This is a genomic window from Aeromicrobium sp. Leaf245 (assembly GCF_942548115.1).
In the GTDB taxonomy this organism is placed as follows: domain Bacteria; phylum Actinomycetota; class Actinomycetes; order Propionibacteriales; family Nocardioidaceae; genus Aeromicrobium.
In genome coordinates this window covers 1,381,898-1,406,401 of sequence record NZ_OW824151.1, presented here as the reverse complement: position 1 = coordinate 1,406,401, position 24,504 = coordinate 1,381,898, and the positions used below count along the sequence as shown (strand labels likewise).

General features: G+C 70.8%; 27 protein-coding genes and 3 tRNA genes. 19 read left to right on the top strand and 11 right to left on the bottom strand.

Annotated elements, in window-relative coordinates:
* Positions 1 to 10: 10 nt before the first annotated feature.
* The 3 genes from NBW76_RS07020 to NBW76_RS07010 form a co-directional block, all read right to left on the bottom strand.
* Positions 11 to 1,672, bottom strand: a complete 1,662-nt coding sequence (locus NBW76_RS07020) for a GTPase (protein ID WP_056553098.1) — start codon at positions 1,670 to 1,672, stop codon at positions 11 to 13.
* A complete protein-coding gene (locus tag NBW76_RS07015) occupies positions 1,669 to 3,342 on the bottom strand; it encodes a dynamin family protein (RefSeq protein ID WP_235492899.1) in 1,674 nt (557 codons plus the stop codon). Before NBW76_RS07015 ends, NBW76_RS07020 begins: the two co-directional genes overlap by 4 nt.
* 165 nt (positions 3,343 to 3,507) lie before the next feature.
* Positions 3,508 to 4,731 carry a PrsW family intramembrane metalloprotease gene (locus NBW76_RS07010; protein WP_056553101.1) on the bottom strand — a complete coding sequence of 408 codons (1,224 nt, stop codon included), beginning with the start codon at positions 4,729 to 4,731 and terminating at the stop codon, positions 3,508 to 3,510.
* 75 nt (positions 4,732 to 4,806) lie between these two features.
* Here NBW76_RS07010 and NBW76_RS07005 point away from each other — a divergent pair.
* Positions 4,807 to 4,880, top strand: a tRNA-Arg gene (locus NBW76_RS07005).
* 43 nt (positions 4,881 to 4,923) lie between these two features.
* Positions 4,924 to 5,163, top strand: coding sequence for a hypothetical protein (locus NBW76_RS07000; protein WP_156364706.1), 240 nt, complete (start codon positions 4,924 to 4,926; stop codon positions 5,161 to 5,163).
* A gap of 23 nt (positions 5,164 to 5,186) precedes the next feature.
* Here the strand turns inward: NBW76_RS07000 and NBW76_RS06995 are convergent, their stop codons facing one another.
* Positions 5,187 to 6,137 carry an aldo/keto reductase gene (locus tag NBW76_RS06995; RefSeq protein WP_056553108.1) on the bottom strand — a complete coding sequence of 317 codons (951 nt, stop codon included), beginning with the start codon at positions 6,135 to 6,137 and terminating at the stop codon, positions 5,187 to 5,189.
* Between the two features lie 153 nt (positions 6,138 to 6,290).
* Between NBW76_RS06995 and crcB the strand changes: the two genes are divergently transcribed.
* Positions 6,291 to 6,845 carry a fluoride efflux transporter CrcB gene (gene crcB, locus NBW76_RS06990; RefSeq protein WP_056553111.1) on the top strand — a complete coding sequence of 185 codons (555 nt, stop codon included), beginning with the start codon at positions 6,291 to 6,293 and terminating at the stop codon, positions 6,843 to 6,845.
* Positions 6,842 to 7,186: a CrcB family protein gene (locus NBW76_RS06985; RefSeq protein WP_056553508.1), complete on the top strand. Its 345-nt coding sequence runs from the start codon at positions 6,842 to 6,844 to the stop codon at positions 7,184 to 7,186. The genes crcB and NBW76_RS06985 overlap by 4 nt, the downstream gene beginning before the upstream one ends.
* 49 nt (positions 7,187 to 7,235) lie before the next feature.
* Here the strand turns inward: NBW76_RS06985 and NBW76_RS06980 are convergent, their stop codons facing one another.
* Positions 7,236 to 7,994 (bottom strand): thioredoxin domain-containing protein, encoded by a 759-nt coding sequence (locus NBW76_RS06980; RefSeq protein WP_056553114.1) that lies wholly within the window; start codon positions 7,992 to 7,994, stop codon positions 7,236 to 7,238.
* A 168-nt stretch (positions 7,995 to 8,162) separates the two neighbouring features.
* On the opposite strand from NBW76_RS06980, the gene orn reads away from it, so the two are divergent.
* From orn to NBW76_RS06965, 3 genes are all read left to right on the top strand, one after another.
* The gene (orn, locus tag NBW76_RS06975) at positions 8,163 to 8,783 is read left to right on the top strand and encodes an oligoribonuclease (protein WP_055964872.1); all 621 of its coding nucleotides are present in this window, start codon (positions 8,163 to 8,165) and stop codon (positions 8,781 to 8,783) included.
* Positions 8,784 to 8,856: 73 nt separating this feature from the next.
* Positions 8,857 to 8,929: transfer RNA gene (locus NBW76_RS06970), tRNA-His, on the top strand.
* A gap of 213 nt (positions 8,930 to 9,142) precedes the next feature.
* Complete coding sequence (locus tag NBW76_RS06965) at positions 9,143 to 9,346, top strand: cold-shock protein (protein ID WP_055964870.1); 204 nt, start codon at positions 9,143 to 9,145, stop codon at positions 9,344 to 9,346.
* 77 nt (positions 9,347 to 9,423) lie between these two features.
* Here the strand turns inward: NBW76_RS06965 and NBW76_RS06960 are convergent, their stop codons facing one another.
* Together NBW76_RS06960 and NBW76_RS06955 are read right to left on the bottom strand one after the other, a co-directional pair.
* The gene (locus tag NBW76_RS06960; RefSeq protein ID WP_056553117.1) at positions 9,424 to 10,242 is read right to left on the bottom strand and encodes a DUF4097 family beta strand repeat-containing protein; all 819 of its coding nucleotides are present in this window, start codon (positions 10,240 to 10,242) and stop codon (positions 9,424 to 9,426) included.
* On the bottom strand, positions 10,242 to 12,008 hold the full coding sequence (locus NBW76_RS06955; protein ID WP_056553119.1) for a glycerol-3-phosphate dehydrogenase/oxidase: 1,767 nt from the start codon (positions 12,006 to 12,008) through the stop codon (positions 10,242 to 10,244). Before NBW76_RS06955 ends, NBW76_RS06960 begins: the two co-directional genes overlap by 1 nt.
* A 91-nt stretch (positions 12,009 to 12,099) precedes the next feature.
* Here NBW76_RS06955 and NBW76_RS06950 point away from each other — a divergent pair, with 91 nt between their 5' ends.
* Positions 12,100 to 12,672, top strand: coding sequence for a hypothetical protein (locus NBW76_RS06950; RefSeq protein WP_056553121.1), 573 nt, complete (start codon positions 12,100 to 12,102; stop codon positions 12,670 to 12,672).
* Between the two features lie 27 nt (positions 12,673 to 12,699).
* On the opposite strand, the gene NBW76_RS06945 is transcribed toward NBW76_RS06950, so the two are convergent.
* Positions 12,700 to 14,013, bottom strand: coding sequence for an Nramp family divalent metal transporter (locus NBW76_RS06945; RefSeq protein ID WP_055964857.1), 1,314 nt, complete (start codon positions 14,011 to 14,013; stop codon positions 12,700 to 12,702).
* 92 nt (positions 14,014 to 14,105) lie between these two features.
* On the opposite strand from NBW76_RS06945, the gene NBW76_RS06940 reads away from it, so the two are divergent.
* From NBW76_RS06940 to NBW76_RS06895, 10 genes are all read left to right on the top strand, one after another.
* Entirely contained in the window at positions 14,106 to 14,297 is a 192-nt protein-coding gene (locus NBW76_RS06940; RefSeq protein WP_056553124.1) for a hypothetical protein, read from the top strand.
* A 78-nt stretch (positions 14,298 to 14,375) separates the two neighbouring features.
* Positions 14,376 to 16,142, top strand: coding sequence for an NAD(P)/FAD-dependent oxidoreductase (locus NBW76_RS06935; RefSeq protein WP_082481727.1), 1,767 nt, complete (start codon positions 14,376 to 14,378; stop codon positions 16,140 to 16,142).
* A gap of 42 nt (positions 16,143 to 16,184) precedes the next feature.
* Positions 16,185 to 16,260, top strand: a tRNA-Lys gene (locus NBW76_RS06930).
* 159 nt (positions 16,261 to 16,419) lie between these two features.
* On the top strand, positions 16,420 to 16,896 hold the full coding sequence (locus NBW76_RS06925) for a hypothetical protein (protein WP_056553127.1): 477 nt from the start codon (positions 16,420 to 16,422) through the stop codon (positions 16,894 to 16,896).
* A gap of 154 nt (positions 16,897 to 17,050) precedes the next feature.
* Complete coding sequence (locus NBW76_RS06920; protein WP_056553130.1) at positions 17,051 to 17,860, top strand: GAF domain-containing protein; 810 nt, start codon at positions 17,051 to 17,053, stop codon at positions 17,858 to 17,860.
* Between the two features lie 40 nt (positions 17,861 to 17,900).
* Positions 17,901 to 18,053 carry a hypothetical protein gene (locus NBW76_RS06915; RefSeq protein ID WP_156364707.1) on the top strand — a complete coding sequence of 51 codons (153 nt, stop codon included), beginning with the start codon at positions 17,901 to 17,903 and terminating at the stop codon, positions 18,051 to 18,053.
* Between the two features lie 1,273 nt (positions 18,054 to 19,326).
* Positions 19,327 to 20,136 (top strand): hypothetical protein, encoded by an 810-nt coding sequence (locus NBW76_RS06910; RefSeq protein ID WP_056553133.1) that lies wholly within the window; start codon positions 19,327 to 19,329, stop codon positions 20,134 to 20,136.
* Positions 20,137 to 20,328: 192 nt separating this feature from the next.
* Positions 20,329 to 20,652, top strand: coding sequence for a zf-TFIIB domain-containing protein (locus NBW76_RS06905; protein ID WP_056553136.1), 324 nt, complete (start codon positions 20,329 to 20,331; stop codon positions 20,650 to 20,652).
* Between the two features lie 45 nt (positions 20,653 to 20,697).
* Positions 20,698 to 21,549, top strand: a complete 852-nt coding sequence (locus NBW76_RS06900) for an NAD-dependent epimerase/dehydratase family protein (RefSeq protein ID WP_056553138.1) — start codon at positions 20,698 to 20,700, stop codon at positions 21,547 to 21,549.
* 7 nt (positions 21,550 to 21,556) lie between these two features.
* Entirely contained in the window at positions 21,557 to 21,865 is a 309-nt protein-coding gene (locus NBW76_RS06895) for a DUF503 domain-containing protein (RefSeq protein WP_235492901.1), read from the top strand.
* Positions 21,866 to 21,869: 4 nt separating this feature from the next.
* Here NBW76_RS06895 and NBW76_RS06890 read toward each other — a convergent pair whose 3' ends face one another.
* Positions 21,870 to 22,346: an Lrp/AsnC family transcriptional regulator gene (locus tag NBW76_RS06890; RefSeq protein ID WP_056580318.1), complete on the bottom strand. Its 477-nt coding sequence runs from the start codon at positions 22,344 to 22,346 to the stop codon at positions 21,870 to 21,872.
* 111 nt (positions 22,347 to 22,457) lie between these two features.
* On the opposite strand from NBW76_RS06890, the gene ald reads away from it, so the two are divergent.
* A complete protein-coding gene (gene ald / locus NBW76_RS06885; RefSeq protein ID WP_056553145.1) occupies positions 22,458 to 23,576 on the top strand; it encodes an alanine dehydrogenase in 1,119 nt (372 codons plus the stop codon).
* Between the two features lie 4 nt (positions 23,577 to 23,580).
* Here the strand turns inward: ald and NBW76_RS06880 are convergent, their stop codons facing one another.
* Positions 23,581 to 23,745, bottom strand: coding sequence for a hypothetical protein (locus tag NBW76_RS06880; protein ID WP_156364708.1), 165 nt, complete (start codon positions 23,743 to 23,745; stop codon positions 23,581 to 23,583).
* Positions 23,746 to 23,804: 59 nt separating this feature from the next.
* Positions 23,805 to 24,485, bottom strand: coding sequence for a response regulator (locus NBW76_RS06875; protein WP_056553148.1), 681 nt, complete (start codon positions 24,483 to 24,485; stop codon positions 23,805 to 23,807).
* Positions 24,486 to 24,504 lie beyond the last annotated feature (19 nt).

Below are 24,504 nucleotides of genomic sequence, written 5' to 3'. Positions count from 1 at the left end.
GCCGCGGGTCTCAGCCCAGGGCGCGGACGATCCCGCTGCGATACCGCTCGTACCGGTCCAGCTCCGCCTGGAGCGGCGCGAGGACCTTGTCCTGCGCCACCTCGTCGACGGTGCGACGGAGCACCGCCTCGGCCCGCTGGGCGCGCCGCCGAGCACTCGCGCGGACGGTCACGCGGGCCAGCACCGCCAGGACGACGCCCCCGGCCAGACCACCCACGAGGAGCAGCAGCGGCAGGGAGAAGCCCAGAACGACGGGGGCCTCGGGGACCTCCCACCCGGCGACCCGGCTCGCGAGCTCGACGGCGCCCCAGCCCACGCCGGCGACGAACGCCGCGAACGCGAGCCACTGGAGGACGTCGACGAGCCTCCACCACACCGGGGTGCGGGACAGCCCGAGGTCGATGCGGTCGATCGTGTCGTCGAGCTCGCGGACCACGTCGTCGCCGGTGCGGACCGACGCGTTCCGCACCGCGTCGCGCCAGGGGCGCTCGAGGCCGACCGCGGCCTTCTCGGCGATCTCGCGGACCGCCGACTCGGCCTGGGCCCGTTGCACGTGACCGATCGACGGCCGTACCGCCCGCGTGAGCGACGCGACCGACCCCGTCGGGTCGATGCCGAGCTCGCGGAGCGGGTCCTTGCGGAGCCGTCCCACCCAGCGCAGGGGTGGCCAGCCCGTGTGGCGTCGGGCCGTGCGCAGCATCGAGGCCTCGACGGCCTCGACCAGCTGCGGGGCGCCCACGCTGTCGAGCAGGGCGAGGTCGAGGGCCTGCCGGTCGATGTCGGTGAGGCCGGGGATGTCGGCACGGCCGCCGGTCGCGACGACCCGCTGGGCGGCCTCGGCCACGTCCTGGGCCAGCCGGTCCTTGGCCGACGCCTTCGCGCGGATGCGCCGCGCCAGCTCGCGCTTGAGGTCGTCGACGCCGTCACCGCGGTGCGCCGAGACGCCGATGACCGGGACGTCGGGCAGCCCCTCGCGCTCGAGGATCGCGCGCACGTCGCCGAGGGCGCGTTCGCGGTCGGAGTAGTGGATGCGGTCGATCTGGTTGAGCACCACCAGGGTCACGTCGCTGTAGCCGGCCATCGGTCGGATGTAGCGGTCGTGGATGGCGGCGTCGGCGTACTTCTGCGGGTCGAGCACCCAGACCAGCAGGTCGGCGTACTGCACCAGGCGGTCCATCTCGAGGTGGTGCGACACCTCGGTGGAGTCGTGGTCGGGCAGGTCGAGCAGGACGAGGCCGTCGAGCTTCGTGTCGGCCGAGGAGCGGTCGAGCATGCTCATCCGCGACACCTGGTGCCGCGCGGGGATCCCCATCCACTCGAGCAGCTCCTGCGCTCCGTCGGGGCCCCAGGAGCAGGCGAGCGCCCACGACGTGGTGGGCCGACGCACGCCGACGCCGGCGAGCTCGAGGTCGGTGAGGCAGTTGAACAGCGACGACTTGCCCGACCCGGTGGCACCGGCGAGCGCGACGATGGTGTGCTCGCCGGACAGCCGCAGCCGGTCGGACGCGCGCTCGGCCAGCGCCGCGGCAGGGTCGAGGACGTCGTCGGCGAGCCGGTCGCGCGCGGCCTCGACCGCCTCGCTCAGGCCGTCGAGCCGGGTGGCGACGTCGGATCGCTCGCCGCCGAAGACCTTCTCCGCGGCACGCGCGACGGGGCCGGGGCGCTCGGTCATGAGGCGGTCTCTCCGTCCAGGAAGTCGATGTGTCGTGCGTAGTCTGCCCGACGCGCGGCCTCGCGGAGCCTGGTCTGCGCCGCCTCGATCGTGGTGGGGTCGGTCAGGAGGTCGAGGTAGCGCTTCTGCTCGCTCTGCACCAGCGCCTGCATCGATGCGACGAGCGACGTGTGGGCCCGCTCGGCGAGGTCACGGACGGCCTGGTCCCCGAAGATCGCCTCCAGCAGCTTCTGCGCCACGACCGCCGTGCCACCGGCCACGCCGACCTCGGCGCCGGTGAGGCCGGCCGAGCCGCCGACGAAGACGACCACCATGAGCGCCACGCCGATGCCGTTGACGCCGAACGCCAGGAACTTGGCGGTCATGCGCTTGTCGGCACCCTCGGCGCGCACCATGTCGAGCACCTCGGCCTGCCAGTCCCGCACCAGGCGCTCGGCCTTGACCCGCACGTCGCGGGACGCGCGGTCGAGGCCGCGCTCGGTGGCGATGAGGGCACGACCGGACTCCAGGGACGACCAGGAGCGGTACACGGCCTCGGCCGCGGACTCCAGCTGCTCGACGACGATCGTCTGCAGACCGCTCTCGACGGCCTCGCTGACCTCGGCCGAGCGGGTGCGCTTGCCGGTGACCTGATCGACCAACCGGTCCCGGATGCGGCTGACCCGCTCCTCGACCGACCGGAGCAGCTCGCCGTTGCCCACGTAGTCCTGCCAGCGCGACAGCACCTCGCCCCGCATCACGGTGCCGTCGCCCGCCTTGCGGGCCAGCAGGTCGGCGGCCTCGCGGTACACGCCGGTGGCGTCGTCGTGCAGGCGCTGGGCGGTGGCGCGCTGCTCGTCGAGCGCGTCGGCCACGCCGTGCGACCGCATGACGTTGTGGCGGACGGCGCCGTCGAGGGTGCCGAAGACCACCGCAGCGCGTCCCTCGGGATCGGCCGCGAGGTCACGCAGCCACCCGATGATCGGTGCGACCGCCGCGCGGGGCAGCAGCCCGTCCTCGCCCACGGCGGACTCGGGCACCGTGAACAGCGGGGAGTCGGAGAGCCCGCGTGAGGTCATCATCCGGGCCAGGTGGCCCCGGACCTCGACCACGGCGTCGTCGTGGGTGCGGTCGAGCACGACGGCCACGGAGGTGCTCCGCTCGGCGGCCTTGCCCAGGTAGTCCCACGGCACCTGGTCGGCGTAGCGCGCCGCGGAGGTGACGAACAGCCAGAGGTCGGCGGCGGCGAGCAGCTGGGACGCCAGCTCGCGGTTGCCCTGGTCGATGGAGTCGATGTCGGGCGCGTCGAGGATCGCCAGGCCCCGCGGCACCCCGGTGGACTCGGCGAGGCGCAGCGCGTGGACGTCGTTCGTCACGGCCTGCGTGCGCGGCAGCTCGGGCAGGATGCGGTCGGGCTGGAACCACTCGGCGTCGGCGGGGTGGTGCACCAGCACCGGCGAGCGGGTGGTCGGACGCAGCACGCCGGACTCCGTGACGGGCTCGCCGACGAGCGAGTTGACGAGCGTCGACTTGCCGGCACCGGTGGAGCCGCCCACGACCGCGAGCAGCGGAGCCTCCAGCTGCACGAGCCGCGGGATCACGTAGTCGGACAGCTGGTCGACGATCTCGGCGCGGGTCGAGCGCACGTCGGAGACGCCGGGCACCTCGAGTCCGAGGGGGGCGGCGGTCACGTCGGTGAGCAACCTGCTCAGCGCTCCCAGCAGCTCAGCCGAAGCATGTTCGCTGGGCACCGGCGGTCCTCCCGTCCTGACGTCGACGACCTGGGTTCTCTCCCGCCCCAGGGCTGGGGACCAGGTTAGTGGACCGGACACCACTCGCGCGCCGCTCCCACGCCCTCACGCGTGCGGGACGGCGCGGTGGGCCACCGGCAGCGGCGGTGGGAGCCTGAGCGCGGGCCGCAACGCGTACATGGCGTCGAGCAGCGCGTACGTCCGTTCGACACCGTGCGGCTTGGCGTGGCCGCTCATGATCGCGTCGTGCAGGAAGGCCATCTCGGTGGCCAGGCGCTGGTAGCGCCGCACGACCTTGGCGGCCACCCGGCCGTGGTTGGAACGGGCGTGCTTCCGGGCCTTCTTGCGGTACGAGAACCGCGAGAGGTAGGGGATCTCCGCCGGGTGGATCCAGCCACGCTCGGCCACGTAGGACAGCGAGCGCTCGAGCGTGCGCACCTGCCGGACTCGCGTGACGACGGCGACCACGCCGACGACCAGCAGCACGAGGCCGAGGGCCAGGTACACCAGGACGAACCCGGCGCCGCCGCCGTAGGACAGCGAGGCGTTCCAGAGGCCGTGCAGGGCGACGCTGACGGCCATGCCGAGCACCCCGATCACCACCTTGAGGACCTTCGAGCGGACCAGGACCGCCAGGCCGAGGGCGATGCCGAAGGCGGAGGTGAACAACGGGTGCGCGAACGGGCTCACGACGCCGCGCACGAAGAACGTGCCCGCAGCACCTTCGGCGCCGGCGACGGGGATCTCGGGCGATCCGAGGTAGCTGGCGGCGTAGTAGCCGATGTTCTCCACGAAGGCGAAGCCGAGGCCGACGAGCCCGGCGACGACGAGCCCGTCGAGGAAGCCGTCGATGATGCGGCGCCAGCGCAGGAAGGTGAACAGCAGGAAGAGGCCCTTGGCCGGCTCCTCGGACAGGGGGGCGACGAACGAGGCCAGCTGCTGGTCGGTGAGGTCGGCCACCTCGGCCACGACGAGCTGGACGACGAGCGCGATCGCGACGGCCCCGACACCACCCCACACGAAGGCCGCCACCTTGTAGCGACGGGGCTCCGGCTCGTAGCGGTCCAGCCACCAGTACACGAGCCACAGCACGGGCAGCGGGATGAAGGCGTACAGGACGGCCAGCCGCGCGCCCTCGGCGTCGCCCGCGCTGGCGGCGAAGATGCCGACCGCGACGAGCCCGATCACGACGCCGATGCCGACGAGCACCATGAGGAGGGTCCGGCCGCGCTGGCGCGGTGTCTCGCGGTAGCGGGGCAGACGGCGCGGGATCTCCCCGCGGCCCGCCTCCTGCGGCACGGCGACGTCGTCGGCGTAGGGCTGGCTCACCCGCAGGAGCCTAGGCGAACCGGTCCTCCCCCGCCCTCTGCCACGCAGGCCCTCCCCCGATTAGGCTGGGGTCAAGCCCCCGTAGCTCAGTTGGATAGAGCAAGAGCCTTCTAATCTCTGGGTCGCAGGTTCGATTCCTGCCGGGGGCGCTCAGCCTTCTCGGCACTGGGCCCCGGCCACTAGCGTGGTCTCGTGACCGCCAGTGACGACCGACACCTGCTTCTGCTGCGAGTGTCCTGGTGGCTCGCGCTCGGGCTGCTCGTGGCCCACTTCGTGATCTGGCCCGGTCTCCTCGACCGACCGACGACGTCCTTCACCGTCCCTGACGTGGCGGCGGGAAGGATCCGGTGGATCCCGCTCGTCCTGGTCACCTGGCTGATCTACTGCCGCGGACGCATCGTCGGGCTGCGGACCCTGGCGACGCGGCGGTAGCGGCGCCACGCCCCAGGTCGAGGTCAGGACGGCGCGTCGAGGGCGGCGAGCTCGTCGGACGTCAGGTCGACGTCGGCGACGCGGAGGGCGGAGTCGAGCTGCTCGACCCCGCTCACCCCGACGATGGGGCGGATCTGCGGCCGTGAGGCCAGCAGCCAGGCGAGCACGACCACCGAGCGGGGCACGCCGTGGTCGGCTGCGACCTCGTCCAGCACCGCCAGCCGCCGGGTGGAGCCCGGGTGCTCGTACGGCTCCGGGAACGGACGGTCGGCGCGGTCGTACGCACCCTGGACGAGCGGCGAGTACGCCCACAGCTCCACGTCGGGGTGCTCGGCGACGTAGTCGATCGTCTCGTCGGTCACGAAGCCGAAGCGGTGGTCCTTGCCCTCCACCGCGGCACCGGGCCGGGGATGCAGGTACGACGTGGTCAGCTGGAGCGCCGTCCAGGGCTCGAGCCCGCGGTCCAGCGCGATCGAACGCCCGCGCTCCACCCGCCACGTCGGGTGGTTGGAGACCCCGAGCCGTCGGACCGACCCGGCCTGCACGAGGGCGCCGAACGCCTCGACCGACTCCTCCAGCGGCGTTCCCCGGTCCTCGCCGTGCGCCCAGTACAGGTCGATCACGTCGACCCCGAGCCGACGCAGGCTCGCCTCGCAGCCGGCCCGCACGACGTCGGCCGACAGCCCCTCGACCGTGGCGCCGTCGGGGCGCGGGTGGTCGAGCGGCTCCACCCCCACCTTCGTGGCCAGCTGAACCCGGTCACGCCGGGAGCCGTCGGCGGCGAGCCACCGACCGAGCGTCTCCTCGCTCTGCCCGCCGTGACCCGACGCGTCGGACCAGAACGAGTAGCAGTTCGCGGTGTCGAGGGTGGTCCCCCCGGCGTCGACGAAGCGGTCGAGGAGCGCCCGAGAGGTCCGCTGGTCGGTCCGGGTGCCGAAGTACATGGTGCCGAGCACCAGCCGACTGACGTCCATGCTCCCGTTCTACCGCAGGAGCGCCGCCGTTCGCGCCGGCCCTCGGCTGCCCGCGGTGGCTAGACTTCGGTGCGGCGATGGATCCCGCCGGGGGCCACGTGCTCCGAACCGCCGACCGTGGCTGATGGCTTCCTGTCCGACGACAGGAGAGGTATGTCCGCATTCCCCGAGATCCCCGACGATCCCGATCTCGACGTCGCCGATCCGCGCACCGCGGGTGCCGCGCCACGACCGGCGCACCTGCGACCGTCGCTCGTCGCGCTGGTGGCGCTGGGCGGCGCGGCCGGGTCGGCCGCACGCCACGGCGTCCAGGTCGTGCTCGGCTCCGTCGACCGCCTCCCGGTCGGCACCCTCGCGGCGAACGTGGTCGGCGCCTTCGCCCTCGGCCTCCTGCTCGAGCTGCTCACCCGCCCCGGGGCCGACCACGGCCGCCGTCGGGACCTGCGCCTGCTCCTCGGGACCGGCTTCCTCGGTGGCTTCACCACCTACAGCGCCTTCGCCCTCGAGACGGAACGACTGGTCGCGACCGGGGAGCCGGCACTCGCGCTCTCCTACGCCCTCGCGACGGTGGCAGGCGGCTTCGCGGCTTCCGTCCTGGGCGTGGCGGCGGGGCGGACGTGGCGCAGGAGAAGGGCCGCTCGGGGGCAGGCCGGTCGAGGACGGGCCGGTCGAGGACGGGCCGGTCGAGGACGGGGGTGGCGACCGTGACCACGCTGCTCATCGCACTCGCCGGCGGGCTCGGCTCCGCCGCGAGGTTCGTCGTCGACGCCGTCGTGACCGGGCGACTCGGGTCGCGACTCCCCTGGGGCGTCGTGGTGGTCAACCTGACCGGCTCGTTCGCCATCGGCGTCGTGGTCGGCTCGGCGTCGGGCCTCACCCAGACGGTGGTCGCCACCGGTTTCCTGGGCGGCTACACCACCTTCAGCACCGCGAGCCTGGACTCCGCGCGGCTCGCCCTGCGCGGGCGCGGAGGTGCTGCCGTCGCCCACGCCGCGGGCACGGCGTGCGCGTGCGTCCTGGCCGCAGCGGCCGGGATCGCCGTCGCGTGACGCACGAAGGGCCCCGCACGAGGTGCGGGGCCCTTCGGGACGAGCGGAGTCAGGCAGCGGAGGTGATGGCCTGCTGCAGGCCGACCGGGCTGACGTCCTCGACCTTCTTGCCGCCGACGTAGACGGTCGGGGTGCCGCTGACCTCACGGTCGCCGTCCTGTGCCGTCTCCTTGGCCTTCTCGATCCACGGGACGAACTTCTCCGTCTTGACGCACTGCTCGACACCCGTGATGCCGAGGCCGTCGAGCGCCTCGACCAGGGCCGAGTTCTCGGGGCCGGCGGTGCCCTCGTCGGGCTGGTTGGCGTAGAGGTAGTCGTGCACGGCCACGTAGTCCTCGACGCCTCCGGAGTCGAGGGCACAGATCGCCGCGTTGGTCGAGCGCGAGGAGTACTCGTTCAGGCTCTGGCCGTCGAGGAACGAGAAGGGGCGGTAGACGATCGTGATGGCACCGGACTCGACCTGCTGCTTGAGGAAGGCGCCGGACGCCTGCTCGAAGGAACGGCAGGCGGGGCACTGGAAGTCCTCGTACAGCTCCACCTCGACCGGCTCGGCGTCGGCGGTCGCCTCGCCACCTGCCGCGGCGGTGTCGTAGACGATGCCGTAGTCCTCGGTGGCGTTCTTGGGCGCGACCAGGTCGGTGTTCTTGGCGTTCTGGTCCGACGTCGTCTTGATGGCGTAGCCACCGACGGCCACCAGCGCGATCACGACGACCACGATGGCCACCGTGATGACGTTGCGCTGGCGCTTCTCGGCCTTCTCGCGCTCCTTGCGCATCTGCTCGGCTCGCTGCTTGCGGTCGTTGCTCACGTGGTCTGGCTCCTGTGCGGCGTCGTGGGGCACGGCGGAAGCAGGGGCGGTCCGCCTGTCGTGGGGCACAACGATCGTCGCGTCCCCTCGGTTCCCCGGAAGGCTACCCGCCGTGGTCCCGTGCCCGGCGGCCTCGTCGGCCCCGCGCCATGGCCTAAGGTGCCAGGCGTGAACGACAAGCTGGTGTGGATCGACTGCGAGATGACCGGACTCTCCCTGGAGGACGACGCCCTCGTCGAGGTCGCGGCCCTGGTCACCGACTACGAGCTCAACGTGCTCGGCGACGGCGTGGACCTGGTGATCAAGCCGCCGGCGAAGGCGCTCGAGCAGATGAACGAGGTCGTCACCCGCATGCACACCGCGTCGGGACTCATCACCGAGCTCGACGCCGGGACGACCCTGCGCGACGCCGAGGAGCAGGTGCTCGACTACGTGCGCCAGTTCGTGAAGGAGCCCCGCAAGGCACCCCTCGCCGGCAACACCATCGGCACCGACCGCGCCTTCCTCGCCCGCGACATGACCGAGCTCGAGGGCTTCCTGCACTACCGGGTCGTCGACGTCTCCTCCATCAAGGAGCTGGCGCGCCAGTGGTTCCCCCGGGCCTACTTCGCCGCTCCCCCGAAGGCCGGCCACCACCGCGCCCTCGAGGACATCGCCGACAGCATCGACGAGCTGCGCTACTACCGACGCACCGTCTTCGTGCCCGACCCCGGGCCCGACTCCGACACCGCTCGCACCGTCGCCACGCAGATCACCGAGAAGCCGACGTTGGGCCCGTCCGACTCCTGACGGGCCACCGTCCAGGACCCCCACGACCGTGGGCTATGATCGTCCACGCCGTGGCGGGGTTCCGCCGCGCATGGTGGGCGTAGCTCAGTTGGTAGAGCACCGGCTTGTGGTGCCGGTGGCCGCGGGTTCAAGTCCCGTCGTCCACCCCGTCGAACGAAGCCCCCGGACCCGCCCGGTCCGGGGGCTTCGTCATCGGCTCGGGCACCGTGTAGGCTGGTCAGCAGTTGTAGACGTTGGTTGTGCCAGAAAGATCGAGCACCCGGGTTCCCCCGGATGCTCCGCTTCTCCCGGTTGATGCGCGTCGCGACACCCCCGTCGCATACGACACGCGTATGCGCACCACCGCAAGGAGAAACATCATGGCTACTGGAACCGTCAAGTGGTTCAACGCTGACAAGGGCTTCGGCTTCATCGCTCCCGACGAGGGCGGCGAGGACGTCTTCGCTCACTTCAGCGCCATCCAGGCGAACGGCTACCGTTCGCTCGAGGAGAACCAGAAGGTCGAGTTCGACGTCGAGCAGGGCCAGAAGGGCCTGCAGGCGGCCAACATCCGCCCCGTCTGATTCCTTCTCGTCACCACGACGAGACGCACGACGCCCCCACCGCTCGCGGTGGGGGCGTCGTCATGTTCGGGGCCCTGTCAGGGCCCGCGGTCGATCTCCACGTCGCCGGAGTCGCTGCGCACGAGCACGAGGCGCGCCCCCTCCTGCACGTCGCCGTCCCCGGCCGGGGCTCCGTCGGCTCCGGCTCCGGCGCCGACCCCCTCGACGTCGCCACTGCTCGACGTCGCCTCCACCTCGTAGGGCCGGTCCCCGTCGGGCAGGCCGAGGTCGACGTCGCCGCTGCCCGTGGTCACCTTCACCGCGAACGGCTGCTCGGCGAAGGTGGCCTCGACGTCACCCGACCCGGTGGTCACGGTCAGGTCCTGGACACCCAGGCCGTCGAGGTCGACGTCGCCCTCGCTCGCGCGGATCGTGACGACGCCGGCGGTGAGACCGGCCACCTCGACGTCGCCGCTCCCGCCGACGACGTCGACCTGCAGACCCTCCGGCACCGTGATCGTCAGGTCGACACCGCAGCCCGGGCTCAGCCACGCCCGGCAGTCGGCCACGACCTGGACCACGCTCCCGCGGCGTCCCAGGGCGAAGTCGGTGTCGAGCAGGCCGCTCGTGACCCGGGCCGAGTAGGTCGGCGACGCCACGTCGCCCTGCACGACGCGCACGTCGGCCGAGGGCACCTGGAGAGCGAGCTGGCGTGCGTCGCCGAGGTCGATGCTGCCGGTCTCGGTGCGCACGTCCTTCGTGAGGTGCGAGATCAGCGCGAACCCACCGACCGCGAGCGCGACCAGGACCAGCGTCGCCACCACGGGGACGAGCGTGCGCAGGAGGGGAGACGGACCCGCGTCGGGGTCGTCGGCGAGATCCAGGCCGTCGAGAGCCCCCGGCGGCGGATCGTGCATCACGACGCCGTGTCCGCTCCTGGGCCCGCTCCCCGGCCCTCGGCCGTGGCGACCGGCACGACGTCGGCCGCACCCATGCGTGCGGCGTCCGCGGTCTCGTCGTCGGGCATCGTCTGGGACTCCCGCTCGGCGGCGACCCGCTTGAGGTAGTGCTCGACCTCGAGCTCGCGCTGGTCGTCGGTCCAGCCGAGCGCGTCGCCCATGAGCGACGCCACCTCGCGGGCGACCTCGGTGCCACGGTCGAAGGTCTCGATGGAGATGCGGGTACGTCGGGCGATGATGTCGTCGAGGTGGCGCGAGCCCTCGTGGGTGGTGCCGTAGACGACCTCGGCGCGCAGGTAGTCGTCGGCGCCGGTCAGCGGCTCGCCGAGCGACGGATCGGTGGCCACGAGGTCGAGGACCTCGACCACCAGCGATCCGTACCGGTGCAGCAGGTGCTCGATGCGGCCGACGTTCAGGCCGCTGTCCTCGGCGAGGCGGTGCCGCTGGTTCCACAGCGCCTCGTAGCCGTCGGCGCCGAGGAGGGGCACGTCCTCCGTGCAGGAGCCCGGAACGTTGCGGTCGAGCTGGTGGGTCATGCCGTGCACGGCGGCGTCGACGGCGTCCTTGGCCATGATGCGGTAGGTCGTGTACTTGCCGCCGGCGATGACCACGAGGCCCTTGGTGCTGGTGGAGACCGCGTGCTCGCGCGACAGCTTGCTGGTGGCGTCGGACTCCCCGGCCAGCAGCGGCCGCAGCCCGGCGTAGACGCCCTCGACGTCGGCGTGCGTGAGCGGCTCCACGAGCACCGTGTTGACGTGCTCGAGCAGGTAGTCGATGTCGCTGCGGCTCGCCGCAGGGTGGTCCTTCGAGAGGTCCCAGTCGGTGTCGGTGGTGCCGATCACCCAGTGCCGTCCCCACGGGATGACGAAGAGCACCGACTTCTCGGTGCGCAGGATCAGGCCGCCCTCGCCGCGGATGCGGTCGCGCGGGACCACGAGGTGGATGCCCTTGGACGCGCGCACGTGGAACTGCCCGCGCTCGGCCGCCATGCCCTGCGTCTCGTCGGTCCAGACACCGGTGGCGTTGATCACGACGGCGGCACGGACGTCGAGCTCACGGCCGGACTCCAGGTCCTTGAGCCGGGCTCCGGTGACCCGCCCGCCCTCGCGGATCAGGTCGACGACGCGGGTGCGGCTGGCCACGTGCGCGCCGTAGGCCGCGGCGGTGCGGGCCAGGAACATGGTGTGCCGGGCGTCGTCGACCTGGGCGTCGTAGTACCGCAGGGCGCCCACGAGCGCATCCTTGCGCAGGCCGGGGAAGATCTTGCGCGCGCCGCGGCGGGTGTGGTGGCGGTGCAGCGGCACACCCTTGCCGTAGCCGGACGCCTTGCTCATGGCGTCGTACAACGCCACGCCCGAGCCGGCGTAGAAGCGCTCCCACCCGCGGTGCTGCAGCGGGTAGAGGAACGCCACCTCGCGGACCAGGTGCGGTGCCAGCTTCTGCAGGTTGAGCCCACGCTCCTTCAGGGCCTCGGCGACGAGCCGGAAGTCGAGCATCTCGAGGTAGCGGAGCCCGCCGTGCATGAGCTTGCTGGAGCGGCTCGACGTGCCCGACGCGAAGTCGCGCGCCTCCACGAGACCGACCGAGAGGCCCCGGGTCGCCGCGTCGAGTGCCGACCCGGCACCCACCACGCCACCGCCGATCACCAGGACGTCGAGCGGTTGCTGCTCCATCGCGTCGAGCGCGGTCTGACGGGTGTGGGGCGACAGGGGTACGGGGCGCATGACTCCAGTCAATCAGGGACACCTGACGCGCGCGTCCCGAGCGGCGGCCGGCCTCGCCTAACCCCGGCGCCGCGTCGTCGTTGTCCTGACCATGGACCTCGTTCGACGCCACCCCGTCGCCGCCGCGGCCGTCGCCGCCGCGCTGCTCGTGCTGGTGGCCCTCGTCGTCCCGCTGCCGGGCGGCTCCGGCGACGGACCTGCCGGTGGTCCGGGGGCCGCAGGACCGGACGGGAGCACCCCGTCGGTGCCCAGGCCCACCTCGTCGCCGTCCATGACCACCGCGGCGGAGGCCGCCGACGCCACCTCCGGCCTCGTGCGACCGTCGGTCGTGCGGGGCCAGGAACCGGCCGGCCTGTCCGGGTCGGGCGGCGTCCTGAACGTCCGCGCCCATCGCATCACCCTGAGCGTCCGGTCCTCCGACCCGATCGGCGTGGTCGGCTACAACATCCCCACCAGCCGGGACCGCCCGAGCGGTACCGTGCGGGGGGTCGGCCGGTCGTGGTCGCTCAGCACCCGCGTCTACGGCCGCCCGGACTACGCCCAGATGTTCCTGCAGGCGGGGCCGGCCAGCGTGAGCATGACCTGCACCATCACCGTCGACGGCAAGGTCACCGAGCAGCGGACGACGAACGGGCCGTACGGCCAGCTGTTCTGCCAGGGCTGACCTGCTGCCAGGGTCGGTGCCGACCGCTCAGAACACCCCGGTGACGGCCTTGTAGAGCTCGTTCGCGCCCACGGCCAGGAACAGCAGGGCGCAGGCGCCCAGCGCCACGTTGCCGGTGACGCCGTTGCGCCACTCCCGGGGCGTGCGGTCGGAGTTCAGCAGCCCGAGGAGCGTGATGGCGAGGAACGGCATGAAGATCGCGCCCAGCACGCCGTACGCCAAGATGATCCCGACCGGCTCGTTGAGGAACAGCAGCGCCATGGGCGGGAACGTGAGCCACAGGACGTAGGCCCTGTAGTACGAGCCGCCCGAGAGCATCCGCGGGTCGTCCTTGGCCAGCCCGCGCGACGTGCCGAGGTAGTCGGCGAACATGAGGCTCACGCCGTTCCACACCCCGATGAGCGACGAGAACGACGACGCCCAGAAGCCGAGCAGGAAGACCTTGCCGAACACCTCGCCGTACCGCTCGTCGAGCACGTCGGAGAGGTCCACCAGGGCCTTGTCGCCCGTGGCGAGGGCGATGTTGGCGCTGTAGAGCAGCTCGGCACCCACGATGAGCATGGCCACGACGAACACCCCGGTCACGGCGTAGGCCACGCCGTTGTCGAGCCGCATGACCCTCATCCAGCCCGAGGACGCCCAGCCCTTCTCCCGCAACCAGTACCCGTAGGCGGCCAACGTGATGGTGCCGCCCACGCCGCCGGCGACGGCGAGCGTGTTGACGAGCGCGCCGTCGGGGATCGTGGGCACCAGGCCGGGGAGCATGTCGGGCAGGTTCGGCGTGGCCAGCACCGCCGCCCCGACCACCGTGACGAACATGATGCCGACGAAGATCGCCATGAGCTTCTCGACGAACCCGTAGCGACCCAGCCACACGACCGCGAACCCGACGAGACCCATGCCGATCGCCCAGACCTTGAGGTCCGGCCCGTCCGGGAACAGCGCCACGAGCGGCAGCGCCGACGACGACATGGCAGTCGCGCCGTACACGAGGCCCCAGATGACGATGTACGGCCCGAAGTACCAGCTCGTCCAGCGGCCGAGCGAGCGCCAGCCCTGGAAGATCGTGCGGCCCGAGGCCAGCACGTAGCGACCGGCCCCCTCCACGAGCGCGATCTTGAAGACGGTCCCGAGCACGACGGCCCAGAGCAGCGCGTAGCCGAACTTCGCGCCGGCCGACAGCGTGGCGACGAGGTCGCCGGCTCCCACGCCGGTGCCTGCGACGACGATGCCGGGCCCGATCAGCTTCCAGCGCGCCGCCGGCTCGAGCCCGGTCCTGCCGGACCCGTCCGAGGCGGGCTGGTCAGGAGTCGGCTGTTCGGTGTTCTCCCCCGAGGTCATCCGGACACCCTAGGAACCCGGTGCGTTGCCCGCCAGTCCGGTCGGACCGCGCAACGGTTCCGCTCCGGGCGGCACTCCCGTACGGTCGCAGCATGTGGTGGTGGATCCTGACCGGCGTGGTCGTGGCGGCGCTCGTGGTCGTCTGGCTCGTGCTGCAGCACCAGACCGACCTGCTCGGACGGTCGCGGCGGCACGAGGAGACCGACCCCGAGGTCGCACGGGCCCTGCGCGAGGTGCGACGCGACATCGACCGTGGCAACCAGTACCCCCACCGCGGGTTCTGAGTCGCTAGAGCAAGCGGGATCCCGGGCCGCGAAGCATCTCGACACTTCTCGAGCCCCGGGGTCCCGTACCGTCCTGCCATGGTCTGGATCGTGCTGGGCGCCGTCGTCCTGGGAGCCGTCGTGGCGGGGCGGAGGGAACGCCGCAGACGCGTCCCCGCGCCCGACCATGGCCGCGTCACGGACACCGGTGAGCGTGTGATCTTCCAGCAGGGCGACGTGACCGTCGTGGCCGGCGGCGAGAGGGAGCCGAGCCGCTCGATCTCCTGCGAGGTCGTGATCGTCGGCGGCGGGCACAATGCCCTCGTCGCGGCGACGTACCTGGCCCGCGCCGGGCTCGATGTGGTGCTGCTCGAGCGTCTCGACGACGTGGGCGGCGCGGCGGTCAGCGCGCAGACGTTTCCCGAGCACGACGCCCGCCTGTCGCGGTACTCCTACCTCGTCAGCCTCATGCCGCAGGCGCTCGTCGACGACCTGGGCCTGCGGCTGGAGCTGCGCTCGCGCGACACCGCGTCGTACACGCCGTACGAGCGCGACGGCGAGGCCCGGGGACTGCTGGTCGAGACCGGCGAGGGCGACGCCACGCGTGCCTCGTTCCGCAGGCTGACCGGCTCCGACGACGCCTTCGAGGCGTGGCAGGCGTTCTACGGCGAGGTGGCGGTGCTGGCCGAAGCCGTGGCCCCGACCTTCCTGCGGCCCCTCCCCCGGCGCGCCGACCTCGGTCCGGTCGTCGACCAGCAGATCTGGACCGACGTGGTCGAGCAGCCGCTCGGGGTCGCGCTCGAGCGTCGCTTCGACGACGACCTCGTGCGCGGCGTCGTGGGCACCGACGGGCTCATCGGCACGTTCGCGTCGCTGCACGACCCGTCGCTCGCGCAGAACCGCTGCTTCCTATACCACCTGGTGGGCAACGGAACGGGCGAGTGGCGCGTCCCAGTCGGCGGCATGGGTGCCGTGACGGGAGAGCTCGAGCGGGTGGCCCGGGAGGCGGGGGTGCGGATCCTCACGGGCGTCGAGGTGACCGGGGTCGAGCAGATCGAGGAGCGCGAAGCGTGCGACTGCGGGGATCCCGGCGAGGAGGCCGGTGTCGTCGTCGACGCCCTCGAGGGCGAAGGTCACCTGCAGGTCGATGCGGCCTACGCGGTCAGCGGCATCGCCCCCTACGCGTTGGACGCAGCGATGTGGCCCGGCGACCAGGCCGGCGTGACCCGACCGAGCGGGTCCCAGCTCAAGATCAACCTGCTCGTCTCGCGCCTCCCCCGCCTGCGCTCCGGCGACGACCCGCGCGTCGCGTTCGCCGGGACGTTCCACGTCGACGAGGCCATGAGCCAGGTGGAGGCGCTGCACGTCGCGGCGTCGCACGGCGAGCAGCCGTTCGCGTCCGGCGAGCTCTACTGCCACACGCTCACCGACCGTTCGATCCTCGGCCCCGAGCTCGCCGCGTCCGAGGCCCAGACGCTCACCTACTTCGGGCTGCACACGCCCTACGAGAACCTGCTCGACGACGGCGCGGCCGAGCGCGAGTACCGCCGGTTCCTGACCGCGATCGACGCCCACCTGGCCGAGCCGCTGGAGCCGCTGGTCCTGGGCGTCGAGGTGAAGACCCCGGCCGACGTCGAGGCCGCGCTCGCGATGCCGGGCGGGCACATCTTCCACGGCGACCTCGCCTGGCCGTGGCTCGAGGACGACGAGCCGGCGGACTCCCCGGCGCAGCGGTGGGGCGTGGCGACGGCGCACGACCGGGTGCTGCTGTGCGGCAGCGGCGCACGACGAGGCGGCGCGGTCAGCGGCATCGGAGGCCACAACGCCGCCCACGCGCTGCTCGAGATGCTGGGCCGTCGCCCCTGATTTCGTCACGCCGAGGACGGCTGGTAATGTTCTTCCTCGCGCGCACCTCTAGCTCAATTGGCAGAGCAATTGACTCTTAATCAATGGGTTCTCGGTTCGAGTCCGAGGGGGTGTACCACCCAAGAATCCCGGTGATTCCAGGCATTGACTGGCATCACCGGGTTTCTTCATTTCGGCCGATATGGAGCCGGGTTCCCACAAACGTTCACACATGGACAGTCGCGTCCGCTCCAAGGGAGCTGCGGAGCGTGCACCCGCATCGGCGTACCGTCTGCGCATGAGAATCAGCCTGCGCGAGATGAGGGATCTGTCTGACCGCCTGGGAACCGAGGTCGCTTTCGAGCACAGCATCGGCATCCTCCGACTGACCGACGATGGCTACGCGATAGTCGTCTGCGACACACATGGCGTGGTGCTGGCGTGGGATGGCGCCTATTATTCGGGCCAAGTGAGCGACGAGACGCCCATCCTTGACCAACCGTTCGACACCTGGGATGACGCTCGCGCAGTGCTGTTCTCTCGATCCAACGCGGCGCTCTTGCGTGAAGATGGCCCGCTGATGTTCGTGTTGTCGCCGACCTACTCGCCTGCCCTAGAGGGCGCTCAGGTCGTTAACCTGCACCGGGACTCCGGCGCGGACGAGGCACGTGCCGGGCACCTACGCTCTGGCCGCGTCGTGGGGTTCGTTCCGATCGTGGACACGGAGGCATTCCGGGGACACCTCGAGGGCGACATCGCCGAGTGGGTGAAGTGACAAGTTCTGGTACCGCGTGCGGTACCTGGACTTGGCGAGGCTGGCGGCAACGCTAGCAACATCAATTGGGGCGTCCGGTTGCGGTGGCGGTGCGGATGCACCACGTGCGGGCCGCGTGCGGGTCGCGACCCGTGGAGCCTGACATGATGCTCCGATGGCTGCTGGGAAGGTGACGCGCGCCAGCTATTGGCTCGCGTCCCGGGTCGCACAGATCAGAGGGCTGGTCTACTGGCCGCTCGTCCTGGCGCTCGTCGCGGGTGGCGTTGTCTCGAGCATGTTCGCCGCGCGCGAATTCGAAGCCGGCAACTGGTCAGGTTGGGACTACGCACTATTCGCCGGGGCAACGTTCAACGCAATCGTGCTAGTAGGCATTCAGGTGCTTCGGGACCGCGGACAAGCAGGTACCCTCCGCGAGTTCCGCGCCAAGATGCGCACGGATTTCGGGGCGGCGCTGGATGCCTGCGTCGATGAGCTCGGGAACATGGCGAAGTCGCGGAAGGGTCGGCAGCGCAACGCCGACTACCAGGGAGTGGTCGCGATGCTTCTTGGCGCCGCGATCGAGCTGACTGGCCCGGGCGAAGGGCGGATGCGTGCGACCTTCTACGAGTACCGCGAGGAAGGGCATGACGGTGAGGGGCTGTATGCCGTGAAGACGGTGGGGCGAGAGAAGAGCACGTACAACTTCCTCGCGGGCTCCGCTATCGGTGACGACGCTCTTCACATGGTCAGAGAGCGCGAGTACCTGTTCAATCCCGACGTGGGAGCGACGCCGCCGACTGGCTGGTCGACCGGCAAGGCCGCCAAGTACGTGGCGTTCTTGTCGGTGTCATGTGCGATACATGGACAACCGGCAGGGATGTTGTCGGTCGACTCCACAGACTCAGCTGACATCGACGAAGACGACGTGGCGATGCTGACGCTGGTAGGTCGCCTGTTGGGCGTGGCTTACACGCTGCGGGGGTGAGAGAATGGACGATGAAAGTAAGTGCCGAGGAGGGCGAACGATGGCGATCCGAGGGAAGCTGCGGGAGCACCGAGTTGACGAGATGCTCGCCGATCCTGAGAAGTACTTCGCCGCGGTGCGTGACGAGAACCGCAAGGCGATCAAGCGCGAGGATGTCGCGCGCCGTAAGCGTCGCCGCGTCCGTCTGGCGTAACGTTCCGCCTCGAACTTCCGTTGCCTTGAGTCGCGCTCGAAGATGTTCACATGGTGTCAAGCGGGGGCAAGGTGTGCGACCCTGCCGCATGGCTACTAGAAACTACATCGTGCTCAGCGACGGAACCGAGTTCACCGCCATCACGGCGACGGTGAGACCTAGCGGCGTCTTGGAGGTGGAGCGCCATACGTCCGGCAGCAAGAACGCTCGAGACACCTACCACTACGCACCGGCGGCATGGTTCTCCTTGCACGTCGAGAACTAGACGCTGCGCTCCTCCTAGGCAGTACCCGGGCACTGCCCGGCGTTCACTCCGGGAGCCCTGGTAGCCGATCTAGCGGCATGAACCCCGGTCGCGTGCCGCTCAGGGCTGCCAGAGGGCCCCGCCGGCAGCCCTGAGGGCTGCCAGACCCCCTTCCTCGCGCGCTGTAGCGTCGGGAGCGCTGCGGGACCGGCGATGATCCAACCGCCAGTTGGACGCGTCGGCCCGTTCAGCTCGTCGTTTCGCTCAACAGCGTCTTATGCGCCGCCTTCGCGTCTGGTGCTGAAACGACCGCGGGGTAATCCCTCGTTCAAGAGTTGGAGACCACCCGTACTGCTTCTCCTGACGGAGGATCTCAAGTGCGTCGTCTCCATGCTCGGCCTGGAGTGCGAGGTAGCGACGCACTGACGCGGTCGTCACTCGAAAGTGGTGGCCGCCCTCGGTGTAGTACCGGCAATCGAGCGCACCTGAGATCAGGTAAGCGCGGGTGACGTTGACATCCAAGACATCAGCGAGCCCCTGCAAGGAGATGAGCAGACGGTCGCGATCGGGTCCATGCCAGTGGGACTCGTACTTCATAGCCACATCCCGTTGTTCCAGTAGGCGAAGTGGCTCGGCTTCGGCTCGCGGGGCATCGAGTTAACCCACGCGAGCAGGCTGGCCAGGGAGCGCAAGGAAGCCACCGAGGATCTGGGCGCACAGTTGCGCCAAGTGGTCGGACCTCCCCTGCGCCAGAAGACGGGGCTCAGCGAGTGCGTCGGCCTTTGGGGTGCCGGTGCGGGCATGCTTCTGCGCGCATGTCGTCAGCGCGATTTCGCGGTGCTGGGTTGGCAGTGAGGCGGCGGCTCGCCATGCACGGGGTGAGCATAGGGCTGACGACCGACGGTTTCGCTAGGACGACTGAGTTCGCGTCCGCGGGAGGGACTTCTTGCCCGCAACAGCCACTCGGGGGCGCACAGGCGACCCGTGTATCTCAACTGACGTGAACCCTCGTGAGTGCATCCTGCCGTCATGACGAACGATCCCGAGTCGCAAGCGCTTCACTTGCGGTGGAGCTACCTGTGGAAACGCGCCGAGGAGTTCCAGCTGCGAGGAGACACCAGCGGAGCGTGGGACGTCCAGGCGGGGAGTCAGTTGGCTAGGGACGACAGGCGGTCCAACCCGTTCCAGACTTCGCACGCTTGTCAGACGCTGATTCACGCAGCGGTCGACCACTTTCACGCGTTGGTTCAGAAGCGGATCGAGACGGGCAAGATTCACACCTACGCGGAGGCAAGTCTTGCCCGTGCAGTTGTGGAAGCAGGAAGCACTGCGATCTGGATTCTTGGTCCGGCCGACTCTCGTGAGCGAGTAGCCCGCTCGGTCCGCTGGAACTTCCAAGACATGCTCGACGAGCGATCCATGATTCTTGAAGTAGATCCTGGGCGGGCGAAGTCCATCGCTGTGATCAAGTCGCGCTTTGACGAGATCGTCGCGGAGAATCACCTCATAGCCAAGGACCTTCTTCGTCCGATCAAGATCACGGGTCTGCTCAAGGATCCCGGCGTTGTCGCCTCGATGGGTACTGATCTGCCCGGACCGCTCCAGATGTGGAAGGTGATGTCAGGCCTAGCTCACGCGCGACGGTGGGCCATGCTCGGCTTCTCTAATGTCGAACTGACACCGACGGAAGACGAAGAGGCGTTCGCAGCTCACATCAGCTCAACCGATGACCGGATCCAGCAACTGGCGATGGTCGCGTACTTCTGCGCCGAGCGCGCTATCGAGTTGTACGACCACCGCCGAGCGAAAGTTCGACCTCCAGGGAAAGAGGGAGCGTGACCGCTCAAGCCGCCGACAGCGACCCGCCGAGTGCCAAAGCTTGGGTTCTCGGTTCGAGTCCGAGGGGGTGTACCACCGACGTGGCTCCGAGCATCGCTCGGAGCCACGTCGCTTTTCCCCGGTCTCGTCGGACGCAGGGGCACGGGAACCGACACCACCTCCCGGACGTTGTGCCCGGCAGGAGGTTCCACCATGAAGTGCCCCACTGACGGTGCCACGTTGACCATGAGCGAGCGGTCCGGCGTCGAGATCGACTACTGCCCCGAGTGCCGAGGCGTGTGGCTCGACCGCGGCGAGCTCGACAAGATCCTCGATCGCGTCGCTACCGACATCGCCCCCGCTCCCGCTCCCACGACGGCGCCCCGTGTCGCGCACCGCGACGACGACCGCACGTTCGGCTACGAGCGCCCCGACGACCGGTACCGGGACGACAAGTACAGGGACGACAAGTATCGGGGCGACCGGTACCGCAAGCCGAAGAAGAAGGAGCACTGGCTCATGGAGATCCTCGGCTGACCGACGCCGCGGAACAGTCGCGTCGGGCTCGGCGTTGACACCTCCATGAAGATCCTGCTGACCGGGGGAACCGGGTTCATCGGCGGCGCCGTGCTGCGCCGCCTCGTCGACGACGGCCACGACGTCACGGCCGTCGTGCGCAGCGCCGGGTCGGCCGAGACCGTGGCGGCCGCGGGTGCCACCGCACTCGAGGGCGACCTCACCGACGTCGCATGGCTCTCCGCGACCCTGCGCGAGCACGACGGTGCGGTGCACACCGCCTCGCCGGGGGACGCGACGTCGCCGGCCCTGGACGACGCGGTCGTCGACGCAGTGGTCTCGGCGTTCGGCGGGACGTCCAAGCCCTTCGTGCACACCGGCGGGGTCTGGACCTACGGCGATGGGGACGCGATCACCGAGCAGACCCCTCCGGCCCCACCCGCCCTGACGGCCTGGCGACGCGAGCGCGAGCAGCGGCTGCTGGATGCCGACGTGCGCGCCACGGTGGTCGAGCCGGGCGTCGTCCACGCACCGGACCAGGGCATCCCCCAGCTCCTCGTCCACGCCCAGCGCACCGGCGAGGGCGCTCTCGAGCTCGTCGGCAGCGGCGAGCAGCACTGGGCCACGGTGCACGTCGACGACCTCGCCGAGCTCTACGCACTCGTCCTCACCTCCGGCGAGGGCCACGGACACCTGCTCGGCGTCAGCGGCCACTCCCCCAGCGTGCGCGACCTCGGACTGGCCCTCGCGGACGCGGTGGCGGGCACCACCACCGAGACGGTCCACGAGCGGCTCGGCGAGGCCTTCGGCGACGCCCTCCTGCTCGACCAGCAGGCCGACGGCGCCAAGGCGCGAAGCCTCGGCTGGACACCGTCACGCCCGACCCTCGTCGACGAGCTGCGGGCCTCGCGCGCCTGACCGGGCGATGACGCACATGTGGGTGGGCTGGCTGGAGGCCGAGCTGCTGCTCGGCGACGTGCACTCGCTCAAGGCCAAGCGTGGCGTGGTGCGGCCCGTGGTCCACGAGCTGCGACGTGCGCTCGAGGTCTCCGTGGCCGAGGTCGGCCACCTCGACCTCTACCGGCGCGCACTCGTCGGGGTCGCACTCACCTCGGGCGACCGGTCGCACGCCGAGTCCGTGCTCGACCGGGCCGAGCGGATGCTCGCCTCCCGACCCGAGCTCGAGCTGCTCTCGGTGCGCCGACGGCTCGTCCGTTCCGACGACCTCGACTGACGCCTCAGGGCGCCGCCGAGGTGGCGGCCCGACCCGCCCGGTGCTCGAAGATCAGGTGGGTCTCGGTGCCCGCGACCTGCGGCAGGCCGCTCACCTCGTTGACGATGTCGCGCAGGTCCTCGGTGTCCGCGCACCCCACGTGGAGCAGGTAGTCGTAGGAGCCGGACACGTAGAAGGTGTTCAGCACGTAGGCCCGCGACGCCATGACGGGCGCGAAGTCCGGCAGCGACGTGCGCGAGTCGCGCGTCAGGGACACCGCGATCATGGCCTGGATCTCGAGCCCGAGCACCGCCGGGTCGACGTCGGCGTGGACGCCGCGCACCACCCCGCGCTCCACGAGCGACCGCACCCGTCCCAGGCACGTCGACGGCGCGACGCCCACCCGACGGGCCAGCTCGTTGTTGGGGAGGCGGCCGTCCTGCTGGAGCAGGGCGACCAGCCGCCGGTCGACGTCGTCGAGTGGTCGAACATCCTTCGGCACGGCGCCACCTCGCGGGACTGGGAGTCGGTCAGCACACGGAACGAGATGCACTCTACAGAATAATCTTCAGGTTTCTTGCGGTCTTTCGAGTCGAAAGTTCACGATAGGTCCATGCGTATCGGCGTTCCTACGGAGATCAAGAACCACGAGTACCGCGTCGCGATGACGCCCGAGGGCGTCCGCGAGCTGGTCGCCCACGGCCACGACGTCGTGGTGCAGGCCGGTGCCGGCCTCGGCTCCTCGATGCCCGACGAGGAGTACCGGGCCGCCGGCGCCTCCGTGCTGGACGACCCCGACGAGGTGTGGGGCACCACCGACATGGTCATGAAGGTCAAGGAGCCGATCGAGCCGGAGTGGCACCGCATGCGGGAGGGCCAGGTGCTGTTCACCTACCTGCACCTCGCCGCCGACCCGGCGTGCACCCGCGCGGTGCTCGACAGCGGCACCACCGCGATCGCCTACGAGACCGTGCAGCGCGCCGACCGCTCCCTCCCGCTCCTCGCGCCCATGTCGGAGGTGGCCGGCCGCCTCGCCACCCAGGTCGGCGCGTACCACCTGATGCGCCAGGACGGCGGGCGCGGCGTGCTCATGGGCGGCGTCCCCGGCACCCTGCCCGCGGCCGTCACCGTCATCGGTGGTGGCGTCTCCGGCGAGCACGCCGCCACCATGGCCGTCGGCCTGGGGGCCGACGTGACGATCCTGGACCTCAGCGTGCCGCGGCTGCGCGAGCTGGACGCACGGTTCGCCGGCCGGGTGCGCACGGTGCACTCCAACGCCGCCGAGATCGAGCGGACGGTCACCTCGTCCGACCTCGTCATCGGCGCCGTGCTGCTGCCGGGAGCGAAGGCTCCCACGTTGGTGAGCAACGACCTGGTCGCGGCCATGCGGCCCGGCTCCGTGCTGGTCGACATCGCGATCGACCAGGGCGGCTGCTTCGAGGACTCGCGCCCCACCACCCACGACGCGCCGACGTTCCGGGTCCACGACTCGGTCTTCTACTGCGTGGCGAACATGCCGGGCTCCGTGCCGCGGACCTCCACGTACGCGCTGACCAACGTCACGATGCCCTACGCCCTGGCGCTCGCCGACCACGGCTGGCAGGCGGCGCTGGCCGCCGACCCCGCCCTGGCCCTCGGGCTGAACGCGCACGCCGGCCGGCTCTACAACCGCCCGGTGGCCGACGCGCTCGACCTCGAGGCGCTGGACGTCGCGAGGGTGCTGGCCGCCTGAGGCCTCAGGCCGCGAAACGTGCGAGCAGCGCCACCCCGCCGACGGCGGTGGTGACCGCTGCGGCCAGCCACGCGCCACCGAACAGCTCGAGGCTCTCGTGGAACGACCGGGGCGGGCGCGGCTCGCTCGGCGAGGTGTGGACGGAGTGCTGGTGCGCTGTCGAGATCATGACTCGATCCTGCTCCCGAGCGGCGTCAAGGCTCCAGCGGGCGGGGCGTCAAGATCGCGTCAGGACAGGTCCGAGAGCAGACGGTAGCCGAGCCCCGGGTCCGTGATCAGCATCCGGGGATGGGCCGGGTCGTCCTCCAGCTTGCGGCGAAGCTGCGCGAGGTACACCCGCAGGTAGTGGGTCTCCCGTTCGTACGACGGGCCCCACACCTCGGTCAGCAGCGTGCTCTGGCGCACGAGCCGCCCCTCCGCGCGAGCCAGCACCTCGACGATCTTCCACTCGGTCGGGGTCAGGTGGACGGTCTCACCCGCACGCGCAGCCCTGCGGTCCTCGACGTCGAGCTCCAGGTCACCGACCCTCACCACCGGGGCCGGTGTCGGCTGGGCCCGGCGCACCGCGGCACGGACGCGCGCCAGGAGCTCCTCCATCCCGAACGGCTTCGTGACGTAGTCGTCGGCACCGAGGTCGAGCGCCTCGACCTTGTCGTCGGACTCGTGGCGGGCCGAGAGCACGACGACCGGCACCTGCGACGTCTGGCGGATGCGGCGCAGCACCTCCGTCCCGTCCAGGTCGGGCAGGCCGAGGTCGAGCAGCACGACGTCGGGCACCCGTTCGGCGAGAGACTGCAGCGCGGACCTGCCGTCCGCGACGGTCTCGACCTCGTAGCCGCGGGCCCGCATCGCGATGCCGAGGGTGCGCAGGATCGCGGCGTCGTCGTCGACCGCGAGCACGACGGTCACCGGTGCACCTCCGTCTCCA